The sequence below is a fragment of the Hyella patelloides LEGE 07179 genome (assembly GCF_900659865.1).
GTDB classification, from domain to species: Bacteria; Cyanobacteriota; Cyanobacteriia; order Cyanobacteriales; family Xenococcaceae; genus Hyella; species Hyella patelloides.
Map to the genome: position 1 here is coordinate 1 of NZ_LR213770.1, position 15,049 is coordinate 15,049.

The window sequence follows — 15,049 nt, forward strand, 5'->3', positions numbered from 1 at the left end:
TCAAAGGTTTCAGAGATTGAGTACGTCCTTAATCAATTCAATAAAACTAACCGAGTGCAAGTTTTCCCTTCAGCCTAAATCTGAATGATATAACTTTCATAACGTCATCAAGCATCTGAATTTTAAGCGAAGTAAATTGTCACTTACTCTCTAAGAATAATTTAGAGTTTGATATTTGAATATTTTCAATTTCTGTCTCATCCCATATACCTTAATTTGCGGAATTCAATTTAATGTCACCAACTACCAGCACCACTCTAGCAACCGAAACCAAGACGAAAGCAAAGAAGTCTGATAAAGGCTGTGGTTGTAGTTCTACTACTCCTCAACAGATCGATCCTAAAATTCAAGCCAGAATCGAAAAACATCCCTGTTATAGTGAAGACGCACACCACCACTATGCACGGATGCACGTAGCAGTGGCACCAGCTTGTAATATCCAGTGTAATTTTTGCAATCGCAAATATGATTGTGCTAATGAAAGTCGTCCTGGGGTAGTAAGTGAACTACTCACACCTGAAGAAGCAGCACACAAAGCATTGGTAATTGCTGGAAAAATTCCGCAAATGACAGTTTTGGGTATTGCTGGTCCTGGAGATCCTTTAGCAAATCCCAAGCAAACTTTTCGCACCTTTGAATTAGTAGCTGACAAAGCACCAGATATTAAGTTGTGCTTATCTACTAATGGATTAATGCTTCCCGATCACGTTCAAAAAATCAAAGAACTAAACGTAGATCACGTCACCATGACTATTAATATGGTTGACCCCAAAGTAGGGACAAAAATCTATCCTTGGGTGCGTTACAATCGCAAACGTTGGAAAGGAGAAGAAGCATCCCAGATACTCCACGAACGTCAGATGGAAGGCATACAGGCTCTGCAAGAAGCTGATGTCCTTTGCAAAGTCAACTCAGTAATGATTCCAGGAATTAATGACGAACACTTAGTAGAAGTAGATGAAGTGATTCGTTCTAAGGGTGCATTTCTCCACAATATAATGCCTCTTATCTCTGCACCAGAACACGGTACTTACTTTGGTTTAACAGGACAAAGAGGCCCTAAACCCAAAGAGTTAAAAGCTTTACAGGATAGTTGTTCGGGCAATATGAAAATGATGCGTCACTGTCGCCAGTGTCGCGCTGATGCAGTGGGTTTATTGGGTGAAGATCGTTCCCAGGAATTTACTAAAGAGAAGTTCTTAGAAATGACTCCCGAATACGACCTCGAAAAACGCCAAGAAGTTCATGCAGGTATCAACAAAATTAAAGATGCCATGAAAGCTGCTAAAGCAGAAAGAGCAGCTAAGAAAAAACCCAGAGGAGAGAAAATCCTAGTTGCAGTAGCGACTAAAGGTGGTGGCGTAGTTAATCAACACTTCGGTCATGCCAAAGAGTTTCAAATCTTTGAAGTTGATGGCGTTGAAGTTAAATTTGTCGGACACCGCAAAGTAGACCATTATTGTCAGGGCGGTTACGGTGAAGATGCCATGCTTGACAATATCATCGGTGCAATTAAAGATTGTAAAGCCGTACTTGCTTCTAAGATTGGGGATTGTCCTCAAGGAATGCTGCGAGAAGCTGGAGTAGAGCCAGTTCAAGGTTACGACACTATTGACAAAATTGCTTTGAAATATTACGAAGAACAGTTTGTTGCTAGTCGTTAATCGCTCCTAGGGGCGGATCGCAATCCACCCCTACACCAGTCATCTGTTTGACACATAAGATGAGGACAAAATCATGATTAACACTTCTCCAAAAAAATTCCAAAGCGATCGCTATCAGTTTAAAGATTACCAAGAGGTAATAAATCAACAATCTAGTACTTTTTCTCCCACTCACAGTCTTTGTACTAATTGTTCCGACTATTACGATATACCTCCTTGTCAAACCAACTTGAGCAGCGATGGTGGTTGCTTCCCTAGCCTCATTAGCCCAGATCGCAATTAAGGGGGAACCGCACCATGACTTACATCATTTCTAACCAATGTATCGCTTGTGAAAATTGTTTGCCTCACTGTCCGACAAACGCAATTCAGAAAAACCACAAAGACAAATTTTCCATCGATCCTAATCTCTGTAATGATTGCGTTGGTTCTTACGGAGTCCCTCAATGTATGGCAGGTTGTCCCACTTTTAATGGTTGTACCCCCACAGTTTCTAGTTTGATTAAATCAACTCAGACAACTACTAGCAACTATTGGGATGACTGGTTCTCAGCTTATAATCGCTTGACCTCTAGGTTGAAAGCCAAACAAGAAACTCAGTATTGGCAACGTTGGTTCGATCTTTATTCGCAGAAATTAGAACATTTAGTTGTTAGTCATTAGTTATTAATAAATACAAAGAACATAAGAACGAAGGACGAAGGACAAAGGACAAATGACAAACACGATTTATCTGGATAATAACGCCACAACAAAAATAGATGAAGATGTTTTGGCAGCAATGCTGCCTTACTTTACAACCTATTATGGAAATCCTTCTAGTATGCACACCTTTGGCGGACAAATAGGCAAAGTAGTTCGCCAAGCCAGAAGCCAAGTAGCTTCCTTGTTGGGTGCAGAAGAATCAGAAATTGTTTTTACCAGTTGTGGTACTGAAGGAGATAATGCAGCCATCTTAGCTGCCTTGAAAGCTCAACCGAAGAAAAAACATATTATTACTACTGAAGTAGAACATCCAGCAATTTTAAATTTGTGTCGTCGGCTGGAAAGAGACGGTTATACTGTTACTTATCTTTCAGTTAACAGCAAAGGACAAATCGATTTTGACGAGCTAGAAGCTTCTTTAACTGGCAATACGGCGGTAGTTTCCGTTATGTATGCCAACAACGAAACTGGTGTGATTTTCCCCATCGAACAGATCGGGCAAATAGTTAAAGAATATGGCGCACTGTTCCATGTTGATGCAGTACAAGCTGTGGGTAAAATCCCCTTAGACATGAAAACCAGTACCATAGATCTGTTGACTCTTTCTGGTCATAAAATCCACGCTCCCAAAGGAATTGGTGCTTTATATGTGCGAAAAGGTGTCAGATTTCGTCCCCTATTAATTGGCGGACATCAAGAAAGAGGGCGCAGAGGTGGAACAGAAAACGTAGCAGGTATAGTTGCTTTAGGTAAAGCTGCCGAATTAGCACAACAGCATTTAGGAAGTATTGGCAGGGAAAAAATATTACGGGACAAACTAGAACAGGGAATCTTAGCTGCTATTCCTAATACAGCAGTTAATGGTGACCCAGATAATCGCTTACCCAATACAAGTAACATTGGCTTCAAATTCATCGAAGGGGAAGCAATCTTACTCTCTTTGGATGAATATGGCATCTGTGCCTCTTCTGGCTCAGCCTGTAGCTCTGGTTCTCTAGAACCTTCTCACGTACTCAGAGCTTTAGGATTGCCTTATAGTGTACTTCACGGTTCGATTCGCTTTAGCCTTTCTCGCTATACCACTGAGACAGAAATCGATCGCGTTTTAGAAGTTCTTCCTGGGGTAATCGATCGCCTCCGCGAACTTTCACCTTTCAATAGCGATGATGCAGATTGGCTACAAGAACAAGAACAAGCCGTACTCGCTAGATAACTACTATCTATGCATAGATCTACGCATAGATGCAAAATTTGAGGTCTCCTCAACAGGAGAGTTTATTTATACGCGGATTCGCGTCTCGATCGCTAACCACTAACTACTAACTACTAACCACTAGCTACTAAAGAAAGAAAATGTGGGATTATACAGACAAAGTAATGGAACACTTCCATAATCCTCGTAATCAAGGCAAGATTACGGAGAAGCAGGAAGGAGAAGAAATTGTTACAGGACAAGTAGGCAGTATTGCCTGTGGAGATGCCCTTAAACTCCATCTTAAAATTGATGAAGAGACTCAAACCATTAAAGATGCTACGTTTCAAACCTTTGGTTGTGCTAGTGCGATCGCCTCATCTTCTGCCCTAACTGAATTGCTTAAAGGCAGAAAAGTCGATGAAGCTATGAAGCTAACTAACAAAGAAATTGCCGAATCTCTTGGTGGCTTACCCGAAGAAAAAATGCACTGTTCCGTCATGGGACAAGAAGCTTTAGAAGCTGCAATCTATACCTATAAAGGGATTCCCCTTGATGACCACGAAGAAGATGAAGGAAATCTTATATGTCGTTGTTTTGGTATCTCTGATACAAAAATCAAAAGAATTATTCGCGAGAATAGTCTTACAACCGCAGAGCAAGTTACTAACTATGTTAAAGCGGGTGGTGGATGTAGTTCTTGTTTACCAGATATCGACGATTTAATCGAAGAAATTACCACTGAACAAGAAACAGCTACTGTTGAACAAGAAAAGAGTGTAGAGGCAGCAACCGAAGTTTGGACAAATAGAGATTCTTCTTCAGTAGAGACATCCACAACTACTCAAACCACAAAAACCTTAACTAACTTACAAAAAATTACCCTAATTCAACAAGTAATAGACACAGAAATCCGACCAATTTTAGCCGAAGACGGCGGTGATATGGAATTATTCGATGTGGTCGGAGATGTCGTTAAAGTTATCCTCAAAGGTGCTTGTAGTGGCTGTGCTTCTTCCACTGAAACTTTAAAACTAGCAATTGAAGCCACCTTACAAGACCGAGTATTGTCTACTTTAACTGTTGAATCAGTCTAAACGAAGGATAAGGGATGAATCATGAAACATAAAATATTGTTCCTTTAACCTTTTCCCTTTGCCCAATCCTAAACGATAAATTTAGTACCTAAAAACCAGAAAATGTTTGCTTCTAACCCCCATAATCACGGAGAGCGATCGCCACCAAAGCGTAGTTCCCACAAGAATTAAAGATTGGCAACGAGAGAGATTAACAGTTCGCAGGGAACGAAATTTCCCAACACAACACCAAATTAACTACTAATCAGCTTGAGACATTTGCACTCGATAATTCCCTTACATTAGAATCACTTCTCTTTGTACTCGATAATTTCCAACAAAATTTCCTCCAAGAAACACAACTCTCAAAGTTTCAGATGACCGCAACAAGTCAGAAGTGAGAGTTCGCAGGGACGAAATTCCCCGACAAATATTACTAGACTTCACACATTCTTGCTTTGTGGCATCTGAAATTAATTCTTGCACGTATTTCCATTGACCTCTAACAATTTAACGAGAAATAACCATGAGACAGATTGCATTTTACGGTAAAGGCGGTATTGGTAAATCTACTACTTCTCAGAACACCATCGCTGCATTATCTGAAACTTTAAGAGTCATGATCGTTGGTTGTGACCCCAAAGCTGACTCCACTCGCTTGATGCTGCACACTAAAGCTCAAACTACTATTCTTTCTCTAGCAGCAGAAAGAGGTGCAGTAGAAGATATCGAACTAGAAGAAGTATTACTCACTGGCTATAACAACGTTCGTTGCGTTGAGTCTGGTGGTCCTGAACCAGGTGTAGGCTGTGCTGGTCGTGGTATTATCACTGCCATTAACTTCCTCGAAGAAGAAGGTGCTTACGAAGACCTAGACTTAGTATCCTATGACGTACTGGGTGACGTTGTATGTGGTGGTTTCGCCATGCCTATTCGGGAAGGTAAAGCCCAAGAAATCTACATTGTTACCTCTGGTGAGATGATGGCAATGTACGCAGCTAACAACATCGCTCGCGGTATTCTCAAGTATGCTCAGTCTGGTGGTGTTCGCTTAGGCGGTTTAATCTGTAACAGCCGTAAAGTTGACAAAGAAATCGAATTAATCGAGGCTTTGGCTGACAGACTTGGAACTAAAATGATTCACTATGTTCCTCGCGACAATGTTGTTCAAAGAGCAGAATTACGTCGTATGACTGTTATTGAGTATGAGCCAGATCATCCTCAAGCTCAAGAATATCGTACCTTAGCTCGCAAAATCGAACATAACAAAGATTTAGTAATTCCTACTCCTATCACTATGGATGAATTGGAAGAATTATTAGTTGAGTTCGGATTTATGGATTCTGATGAAGAATACAAAAAAGTCCTCGCAGCAGACAAAGCTACTGCTGTCTAATTTTGCGATTGGGGATGGGGAATAATTCTCTGTTCTTCGTCCCTAGTTTCTTGTTATTGGTTTTAAATACTAATGACTAAATTCGAGCTCCCGCGTGGCGTAAGACGTTTATACCCGTCGCATTGGGTGTTTATCCCCATCGCATTTGGGGGCAAGGGAATGCTCGAATTAGACTAACAACCATCTATGGAGAGAGGACATCATGACATACATCGAAGACAACAAAGAACTAATCAAAGAGGTACTAGATGCCTATCCAGAGAAGGCTGCGAAAAGACGCTCCAAGCACCTCGATGTCTACGAAGAAGATAATTCTAAGTGTGGCGTAAAATCTAATAAAAAATCCGTTCCTGGAGTAATGACTACTCGTGGTTGTGCCTATGCGGGTGCAAAAGGGGTAGTTTGGGGTCCTGTAAAAGATATGATTCATATCTCCCATGGACCTGTAGGTTGCGGTTACTATTCCTGGTCTGGTCGTCGTAATTACTATGTGGGTACTACTGGTGTTGATACCTTTGGTACAATGCAGTTTACTTCCGATTTCCAAGAAAGAGATATCGTTTTTGGCGGTGACAAAAAACTAGCTAAACTGATTGATGAGTTAGAAGTTCTTTTCCCCTTAAGCCAAGGAACTACTATTGAATCAGAATGTCCCGTCGGCTTAATTGGAGATGATATTGAAGCCGTTGCGAGAAAGAAAGCTGACGAAACCAAAAAACCTGTAGTTCCCGTACGTTGCGAAGGTTTTAGAGGAGTTTCTCAATCTTTAGGACACCACATTGCTAACGATACAGTCCGTGACTGGGTACTACCTAAAGCCGATGAATATCGTAAGCTTCCTGAAGGATTTGAACCAAGTCCTTATGACGTTAACATTATCGGTGACTATAACATCGGTGGTGATGCTTGGCCCAGTCGTATGTTACTTGAAGCAATTGGTTTGAGAGTAATCAGTCAATTCTCTGGGGATGGTTCATTCAACGAGACTGTAATGACTCCCTTAGCCAAATTAAATCTGATCCACTGTTATCGATCGATGAACTACATCTGTCGTCACATGGAAGAGAAATATGGCATCGGCTGGTTAGAATATAACTTCTTTGGCCCTACTCAAATTGCCAAGTCTCTACGTAAGATTGCTGCTCAGTTTGACGAAACCATTCAAGCCAATGCTGAGAAAGTAATTGCTCAGTATCAAACTGATATGGATGCGATAATCGAGCAATATCGTCCCCGCTTAGAAGGCAGAACTGTAATGATGATGGTTGGTGGATTGCGCCCCCGTCACGTAATTCCAGCCTTTGAAGACCTAGGCATGGAAGTGATCGGTACTGGCTATGAGTTTGGTCACAATGATGATTACAAACGTACCGAAGATTATATTAAAGACGGCACAATTCTCTACGATGACGTTAGCGGTCATGAATTTGAGGAATTTGCTAAAAAGCTAAACCCCGACTTGATTGCAGCAGGAATCAAAGAAAAATACGTCTTCCAGAAAATGGCACTGCCCTTCCGTCAGATGCACTCCTGGGATTACTCAGGTCCTTATCACGGCTATCATGGCTTTGCTGTCTTCGCTCGCGATATGGATTTGGCAATCAACAACCCAACCTGGAGTTTAATCAAAAATCCTTGGGAAGCAAAGTAATTTCCTTTCAATTCAATAAATAAATAGTCATTGGTTATTCTTTCTTTGCCTTTTGTTGGCTGGATAACCAATGACTGGTAACCAAGCAATAATATTTATTCTCCTCAGAGGTAAAGCGTCATGACTGAGAACACTGAAAGAAATTTAACACCTGCCATAACTTCAGAAGCAGGTAAAATACAAGACCACTTCGATTTATTTCAAACCGACCCCTATCAGGACTTGTTTGAATACAAGCGTCAGTTTGAAGGAGCGCACAGCAAAGAAAAAGTTGCTGAAGTGGCAGAATGGACAAAATCTTGGGATTACCGCGAGAAAAACTTTGATCGCGAAGCCCTAACTATCAACCCCGCTAAAGCTTGTCAACCTTTGGGTGCATTGTTTGTGGCAGCCGGTTTTGAAGGAACTTTACCCTACTCTCACGGTTCTCAAGGCTGCGTTGCTTATTTCCGTACTCACTTAACTCGTAATTTTAAAGAGCCTTTCCAAGCTGTTTCTTCCTCCATGACTGAGGATGCAGCAGTATTTGGCGGACTCAACAACATGGTAGATGGGCTAGCAAACTCCTACACCCTCTACAAGCCCAAAATGATTGCCCTCTGTACTACCTGTATGGCTGAGGTAATTGGTGATGACTTGGGTGCATTTATCCAAACATCGAAACAGAAAGGTGCGGTTCCCGAAGATTTCCCCGTTCCTTATGCTCATACTCCTAGCTTTGTCGGCTCTCATATCACTGGTTATGACAATATGCTCAAAGGTATTTTGAGTTGCTTAAGCGAAGGTAAAAAGCAAGAAACTACCAACGGTAAATATAATTTTAACTTGGGCTTCGATCCTTATATTGGTAATATTCGCGAACTAAAACGAATTCTTCAGTTATTCGATCTTGACTATACTGTTCTTTCCGATAATGCAGATTCATTTGATTCTCCTAACACTGGTGAATTCCAAATGTACAACGGTCTAACTAAACTAGAAGATGCTGGTGATTCGATTAACGGCGAAGGTACATTCTTCTTCCAAAAATATACCACTACTAAAACTCAAGAATGGATCGGCAAAGAATGGGGTCAAGAAACTTACAACTTCCGTCCCTTTGGTATCAAAGGTACTGATGAATTCCTGAGCAAGCTCTCAGAAATCAGTGGTAAGCCCGTACCTCAAGAGTTAGTCGAAGAAAGAGGTCGTGCAGTGGATGCCATGACTGATTCCCAGGCTTGGATTCACGGTAAGCGAGTTGCTATTTACGGCGATCCCGACCATGTATTTAGCTTAGTTAACTTCTTACTAGAATTAGGCGCAGAACCAGTTCATATCCTCGTCACCAATACTAACGAAGACTTTGAAGCAGAACTACAAGCTGTGTTAGATGCTAGTCCCTACGGTAAAAATTCCACCATCTGGGGCAAAAAAGACCTGTGGCATTTACGGAGTCTTATGTTTACTGAACCAGTAGACCTACTGATTGGTAACTCCTACGGTAAATACCTCTGGCGCGACACCAAAACTCCCTTAGTACGCATTGGCTATCCCATCTTTGATCGCCATCATATGCACCGCTATGAAACCTTGGGTTATAAAGGCGCGCTCAACCTCCATAACTGGATTATCAACACCATTCTCGATGAACTCGATCGCCAGACTATTATCCCCGCGAAAACAGATATTTCTTTCGACTTGATTCGTTAATTGATGATCTATACCTTGTAAGGGCGTTTCGCAAAAGCGGTGAGAGCCTGGCGAGGAAACCTCGCCCAAGGAAGGCTGACCAAGAAACGCTCCTACTTAAAATTTTCAGATAACGGAAAAGAAAAATAAGGAAATCATGAAATTAGGTGATGTAGAACTAGATCAAGAACCAACTTTCGATCTTGATTCTAAAGTTAGAGTCCTTAAGAAAATTCGCAATGATGGCACATTCCCAGGCAAAAGAATCGGTGAAACCTTAGCTAATAAGGGAGATGAAGGATATATCATTTCCATCGGTACATATCTACAAACTGCTTATATTTATTCCGTTCATTTTTTAGAAACTAATAGCGTCGTGGGTTGTCTGGGCAAAGAACTAGAACAGGTTACAGAAAACTGAGGAAACTATTATGTCTAATTCTACCCAAAATAATTTTAACTACCCAATTACTTTCAGAAGATTTCGGATCGATCTTTTGTATCCCCTACGTCGCTGGGTAGATAGCATTAAAATTAATAACGAAGAATTCGCTCATTTTCTTTGTAATTTAATTCCCTGTACCTGTCCCTTCGAGCGCGATGTAACTATTTTGGGAAAAACCTTTCACATTCCCCCTCTTTGTAAACTAAACCCTTTGTATGACGAAGTTGTTGGTTTGCGCCTCCGCGCTCTTAGCTATTTAGAAGGAGACTGTGGGGAAGATATTACACAGTATATCTGTTAGTCGTTATTTGTTAGTAGAAACAACAAAGCTGCCCTAAAGGACTAGCTCCCCATCGCGCGATCAAGACGCGATCGCTCACTAACCATTAACCACTAATTAATCAAGAACTATGAAACTCACCAAAGGCAAAATCGCCGACCTTCTTAACGAACCAGGTTGCGAACACAATCACAAAAAAGGACAACAAGGCAAAAATAAAGCCTGTACCCAACAAGCCAAACCAGGAGCAGCCCAGGGAGGTTGTGCCTTTGATGGAGCTTCCATTGCCCTTGTCCCCATTACCGACGCTGCACACTTAGTTCATGGCCCGATCGCCTGTGCGGGAAACTCTTGGGGTAGTCGCGGTAGTCTTTCTTCTGATGCTACCACCTATAAGATGGGTTTTACTACCGATATTAGTGAAAATGACATTATTTTCGGTGGTGAGAAAAGACTTTATAAAGGCATTTCTCAAATAATTAAACGTTACGATCCTCCTGCTATCTTTGTCTACTCTACCTGCGTTACAGCATTAATTGGAGATGACTTGGATGCAGTTTGCGAAGCAGCGACTAAAAAGTTTGAAACTCCGATAATTCCCGTAAATTCTCCTGGTTTTGTTGGTAGTAAAAACTTAGGGAATAGATTAGCTGGAGAATCTTTATTAGATTACGTTGTTGGTACTGCCGAGCCAGAATATACTACTCCCTACGATATCAATCTGATTGGAGAATACAACGTTGCCGGGGAAGTTTGGAGCGTATTGCCTCTATTTGAAAAAGTTGGGATTCGCGTCCTCTCCAAGATTACGGGGGATGCCACCTTTGAAGAGATTCGCTACGCCCATCGTGCCAAACTCAATGTGATGATTTGCTCCAAAGCCCTGATTAACATGGGACGTAAAATGGAGGAACGTTACGGTATTCCTTATATTGAAGAGTCTTTTTATGGTGTTGAGGATATGAACCGTTGTTTGCGGAATATCGCTCAAAAAATAGGCGACGAAGCTTTACAGCAACGGGTAGAAACAGTAATTGCCGAAGAAACTGCCAAACTGGATATTGCCCTCGCTCCCTATCGTGCCAGACTCAAAGATAAAAAGATGGTGCTGTATACAGGAGGGGTAAAAAGTTGGTCGGTGATGTCCGCAGCACAAGATTTAGGCATGAAAGTAGTTGCCACCAGCACCAAAAAAAGTACTGAAGAAGATAAAGCCAAAATCAAGAAATTATTAGGTAAAGATGGCATTGCTCTAGCTAAAGGTAATGCTAAAGAAATTTTAAGAGTTATTGCTAAAACTAAAGCGGATATGCTCGTAGCTGGGGGACGTAACCAATATACCGCCCTCAAAGCCCGAATTCCCTTCCTCGATATCAACCAAGAACGTCATACACCCTATGCAGGATATGTCGGACTAATCGAAATGGCAAAAGAATTCGATCGCGCTCTCCACAGCCCTATATGGCAACAGGTTCGTCAACCAGCACCGTGGGAGAAAGTAGCAAGTAGCCCAGCCCTAAAGGACTCGCTGCCCTAAAGGACTTCCTTCGGTCGCGCGACGGCGAAGCCGAGTCCTTTAGGGCATCGCAGTAGCGAGTAGCAAGTATTTATTTTGTCGCCTCCGTCGCCTTTTCTTCCTCCGCCTTCATCCTTCATCCCTCATCCTTTAAAAATGACTACCATCACCCGCAACAAAAAATCTGTAGCTGTTAATCCTCTCAAACAGAGTCCTCCTTTGGGTGCAGCATTGGCTTTCTTGGGATTAAAAGGAATTGTACCTTTGTTTCATGGTTCTCAGGGTTGTACTGCTTTTGCCAAAGTGTTGTTGGTACGGCATTTCCGCGAAGCGATCCCCCTAGCAACTACTGCCATGACCGAGGTGACAACGATTTTGGGTGGTGAGGAAAATATCGAACAGGCGATTTTAACTTTAGTAGAGAGTGCTAAACCCGATTTGATTGGTTTGTTAACTACAGGGTTAACGGAGACACGGGGCGATGATATGGATGCTATTCTCAAATCTATTCGTCAGCGTCATCCCGAATTAGATTATCTGCCAATTATTTTCGTTTCCACTCCCGATTATAAAGGTGCGTTGCAGGATGGTTATGCTGCTGCGGTCAACTCGATTGTTGCTACAGATTACGGTACACCTGTAGGGGCGATTCGCGAATCGCCCCTACAACAGGTCACGATTTTAGCTGGTTCGCTGCTGTCCCCTGGGGATGTGGAAGAAATTAAAGAAATAGTCGAAGCATTTGGTTTAAACCCCTTGGTTATCCCCGATTTATCTGGTTCGGTAGATGGACACTTGGATGATGATTACAACAGTAAAACCCCTGGTGGTACTTCTCTATCGCAGTTACAGCAATTAGAGCGATCGCTTTTTACCATTGCCATTGGGGAAAGTATGCGATTGGGTGCGGAAACTTTAAAACAAAAATTTGGCACTAATTATCAGATATTACCTCGTTTAACAGGTTTGGGCGCAGTAGATAAGTTCTTGTGGCTGTTGGCACAAATTTCTAGCTATAAAACTAATGATAATTGGCAATTTTTACCCCAAATACCCGAAAAATACCAACGTCAGCGTCGTCAGCTACAAGATGCCATCCTAGATACTCATTTCTATCTCGGTGGTAAAAAAGTTTCCTTAGCATTAGAACCCGATTTACTTTATCAAACCAGTTGGTTACTGAAAGAAATGGGGGCAGAAGTTCACACGGGTGTAACTACTACCAAGTCACCAATACTCAAAGAATTACCTTGCGATAAGGTAACTATTGGGGATTTAGAAGACTTAGAAGATATAGCTCCTGGTTCAGATTTAATTATTACTAATTCCCAAGGAAAAAGCCTCGCTGACAAACTACATATTCCCCTTTATCGTATGGGTTATCCTATCTACGATCGCCTGGGTAATGGTTCGCGTTGTTTAGTCGGTTATCGAGGTACGATGCAGTTTTTATTCGATATCGGCAATATTTTTATTGAATTGGGACATTAATTATTTATTGGTCATTTATTGTTAGTCATTAGTTATTGGTTAGAGAAAGAAAATGAGTCAAGTTTTAACCCTAGCAAAGTCACCACAGTTAAGTAAAAATCAAAATCCTTTTCTGCAAGAATTCATTAAGCAAATTCGTCTATCAGATACTTTTAGTAAATACCGTACATGGTCTAATGAATCCCTAGTTAATCAACTAATAATATCTCACAATAAAGAAGCTATTTCCTCAAAAAACCTCAATTTCCATCCTCTTAATCAGCTTGTAACTAATGCTTTTTACAATGCTATAGGAGAGACTATTAAGAACATAACAGGACATAGCACAAATACCTTTGTTCATTTAAGAAATAAGGAATTTAGTTCCGCAGTTATTACCTGTGGTGGAGTTTTGGTTTTATATACACTAATTTGGGGTTACAAAAGCTTGCATTTTCCATCTTTACAGGAACTTATTGAGTCGGCGGAAACTAATATTCATAATGCTGTGAGTAAAGCCAGTCTCTATTTAGATTTTGTTTAGTTTTTTTTCCTTTGTTCTTTATTTCTTGGTTAAAGAATAATCACCAACTACTAACCACTAACTACTAACTATCTCGATCCCGCTTGACGGGACTAACAAAACCCATGAAAGTCGCTTTTGCTACCCAAGATAATGTTCATATTAATGCTCACTTTGGCTGGGCAAAAAAAGTTGATGTTTATGATGTTTCTTCTGAAGGTTATAGCTTCCTTAACACAGTTGAATTTGGCGGAGTACTGAAAGAAGATGGCAACGAAGACAAATTAGTCCCCAAAATTAATGCAGTTGCTGATTGTACGATTGTTTACGTTTCTGCGATCGGCGGTAGTGCTGCATCCCGTCTTTTAAAAAACAAAATTACGCCACTAAAAGCGGAAAATAAAGACGATGAAATTACCGATGTTCTTAACAGTTTGGTAAAAACATTAGGTAATCCTCCTCCCTGGTTGCGTAAAGCCTTGGGCAAAAATGCTACCAGCTTCGATTTTGATGATGAGGAGGAATAAATAACAAGTAATAAGTAATAAGTAATAAGTAATAAGTAACCACTAACCACTAACCACTAACCATATTATCCCGCTTGACGGGACTAACCACTAACCACTAACCACTAACTATTGCCAATCATGACTACTACAACTAATACACCCGAAACTACTACTAGCATTGTTAAAGAGAGTGCCTTTCTCAAAGAATTAGTTCTCCAAGTACGCGCTCAAGATCATTATGGCGTTTATCGCAGTTGGAGCGATGAATTAGTGCTAGCCAATTTTGTGGTTAGCAAAGAAAAGAAAAGTAAAATTTCTGTTGAAGGAGATGTCGATCCTGCTACTCAGTTGAGGGTTCTCTGTTTCTATAGGGCGATCGCATCTTCTATTGAAAAACAAACAGGTAAACTCTGCCAAGCTGTAATCGATCTTTCCCATGAAGGTTTTGGCTGGGCAATTATTTGGACTGGACGCTTGATGGTGGTATCTCGTACTTTGCGGGATGTTCAACGCTTTGGTTATCCTTCTTTCGAGAAATTAGCTGCTCAAGGAGAAAGATTGGTAAATTCAGGTATTAAAAATATCGAACAATATCCCAAAGCTGCTGATGGTTAACTGTCCTTTGTCTTAAAACCAATAGTCACTTTAAGGGCAAGGTATTGCCTTGCCTCTACCAACCACGAATTAATCAAAAAAATGGTTCAAACTACAACAACACCCCCAACCCCTGAAGCTGTTGCAGAGTTGAAGAAAAGAGTCAGACGGCTCAACAGCAGGGCAGGTCAAATGAAGATGGATTTGCACGACCTTGCCGAAGGTTTACCTACAGATTATGAAAAACTAATCGAAGAAGCAACCAAAACCTACGATATCTATTGTCAATTAGCTGAACTAAAACAACAACTGAAAACTTGGGAATCACAGTTGCAATAGATTAATTCTCAACCTCAA

The 15,049-nt window shown here is 41.1% G+C and carries 16 protein-coding genes; all 16 read left to right on the plus strand.

Annotation, left to right across the window (positions count from 1 at the left end; translation table 11 throughout):
- Window positions 1–233 precede the first annotated feature (233 nt).
- The 16 genes from nifB to H1P_RS01280 all read left to right on the plus strand — a co-directional run bounded on the left by nifB (window position 234) and on the right by H1P_RS01280 (window position 15,031).
- Window positions 234–1,664 carry a nitrogenase cofactor biosynthesis protein NifB gene (gene nifB, locus H1P_RS01205; protein ID WP_144863324.1) on the plus strand — a complete coding sequence of 477 codons (1,431 nt, stop codon included), beginning with the start codon at window positions 234–236 and terminating at the stop codon, window positions 1,662–1,664.
- A 73-nt stretch (window positions 1,665–1,737) separates the two neighbouring features.
- A complete protein-coding gene (locus tag H1P_RS01210; RefSeq protein ID WP_144863326.1) occupies window positions 1,738–1,947 on the plus strand; it encodes a hypothetical protein in 210 nt (69 codons plus the stop codon).
- Between the two features lie 14 nt (window positions 1,948–1,961).
- Window positions 1,962–2,327, plus strand: a complete 366-nt coding sequence (locus H1P_RS01215) for a 4Fe-4S binding protein (RefSeq protein ID WP_144863328.1) — start codon at window positions 1,962–1,964, stop codon at window positions 2,325–2,327.
- A gap of 52 nt (window positions 2,328–2,379) precedes the next feature.
- On the plus strand, window positions 2,380–3,582 hold the full coding sequence (gene nifS / locus H1P_RS01220) for a cysteine desulfurase NifS (protein WP_144863330.1): 1,203 nt from the start codon (window positions 2,380–2,382) through the stop codon (window positions 3,580–3,582).
- A gap of 140 nt (window positions 3,583–3,722) precedes the next feature.
- A complete protein-coding gene (gene nifU, locus H1P_RS01225; RefSeq protein ID WP_144863332.1) occupies window positions 3,723–4,658 on the plus strand; it encodes a Fe-S cluster assembly protein NifU in 936 nt (311 codons plus the stop codon).
- A gap of 505 nt (window positions 4,659–5,163) precedes the next feature.
- Complete coding sequence (nifH, locus tag H1P_RS01230; RefSeq protein ID WP_144863334.1) at window positions 5,164–6,033, plus strand: nitrogenase iron protein; 870 nt, start codon at window positions 5,164–5,166, stop codon at window positions 6,031–6,033.
- Between the two features lie 202 nt (window positions 6,034–6,235).
- A complete protein-coding gene (nifD, locus tag H1P_RS01235) occupies window positions 6,236–7,684 on the plus strand; it encodes a nitrogenase molybdenum-iron protein alpha chain (protein ID WP_144863336.1) in 1,449 nt (482 codons plus the stop codon).
- A gap of 120 nt (window positions 7,685–7,804) precedes the next feature.
- Window positions 7,805–9,376, plus strand: a complete 1,572-nt coding sequence (gene nifK, locus H1P_RS01240; protein WP_144863338.1) for a nitrogenase molybdenum-iron protein subunit beta — start codon at window positions 7,805–7,807, stop codon at window positions 9,374–9,376.
- 136 nt (window positions 9,377–9,512) lie between these two features.
- The gene (locus tag H1P_RS01245; protein ID WP_144863340.1) at window positions 9,513–9,776 is read left to right on the plus strand and encodes a nitrogen fixation protein NifZ; all 264 of its coding nucleotides are present in this window, start codon (window positions 9,513–9,515) and stop codon (window positions 9,774–9,776) included.
- A 10-nt stretch (window positions 9,777–9,786) separates the two neighbouring features.
- On the plus strand, window positions 9,787–10,101 hold the full coding sequence (locus H1P_RS01250; protein ID WP_144863342.1) for a Mo-dependent nitrogenase C-terminal domain-containing protein: 315 nt from the start codon (window positions 9,787–9,789) through the stop codon (window positions 10,099–10,101).
- A gap of 109 nt (window positions 10,102–10,210) precedes the next feature.
- Window positions 10,211–11,617 carry a nitrogenase iron-molybdenum cofactor biosynthesis protein NifE gene (nifE, locus tag H1P_RS01255; RefSeq protein WP_144863344.1) on the plus strand — a complete coding sequence of 469 codons (1,407 nt, stop codon included), beginning with the start codon at window positions 10,211–10,213 and terminating at the stop codon, window positions 11,615–11,617.
- Between the two features lie 135 nt (window positions 11,618–11,752).
- Window positions 11,753–13,087, plus strand: coding sequence for a nitrogenase iron-molybdenum cofactor biosynthesis protein NifN (gene nifN / locus H1P_RS01260; protein WP_144863346.1), 1,335 nt, complete (start codon window positions 11,753–11,755; stop codon window positions 13,085–13,087).
- 52 nt (window positions 13,088–13,139) lie between these two features.
- On the plus strand, window positions 13,140–13,610 hold the full coding sequence (locus H1P_RS01265) for a DUF269 domain-containing protein (RefSeq protein ID WP_144863348.1): 471 nt from the start codon (window positions 13,140–13,142) through the stop codon (window positions 13,608–13,610).
- 104 nt (window positions 13,611–13,714) lie between these two features.
- The gene (gene nifX / locus H1P_RS01270; protein ID WP_144863350.1) at window positions 13,715–14,116 is read left to right on the plus strand and encodes a nitrogen fixation protein NifX; all 402 of its coding nucleotides are present in this window, start codon (window positions 13,715–13,717) and stop codon (window positions 14,114–14,116) included.
- A gap of 120 nt (window positions 14,117–14,236) precedes the next feature.
- Window positions 14,237–14,713 carry a NifX-associated nitrogen fixation protein gene (locus H1P_RS01275; RefSeq protein ID WP_144863351.1) on the plus strand — a complete coding sequence of 159 codons (477 nt, stop codon included), beginning with the start codon at window positions 14,237–14,239 and terminating at the stop codon, window positions 14,711–14,713.
- Window positions 14,714–14,794: 81 nt separating this feature from the next.
- Complete coding sequence (locus tag H1P_RS01280) at window positions 14,795–15,031, plus strand: CCE_0567 family metalloprotein (RefSeq protein WP_144863353.1); 237 nt, start codon at window positions 14,795–14,797, stop codon at window positions 15,029–15,031.
- The last annotated feature ends 18 nt before the right edge of the window (window positions 15,032–15,049 follow it).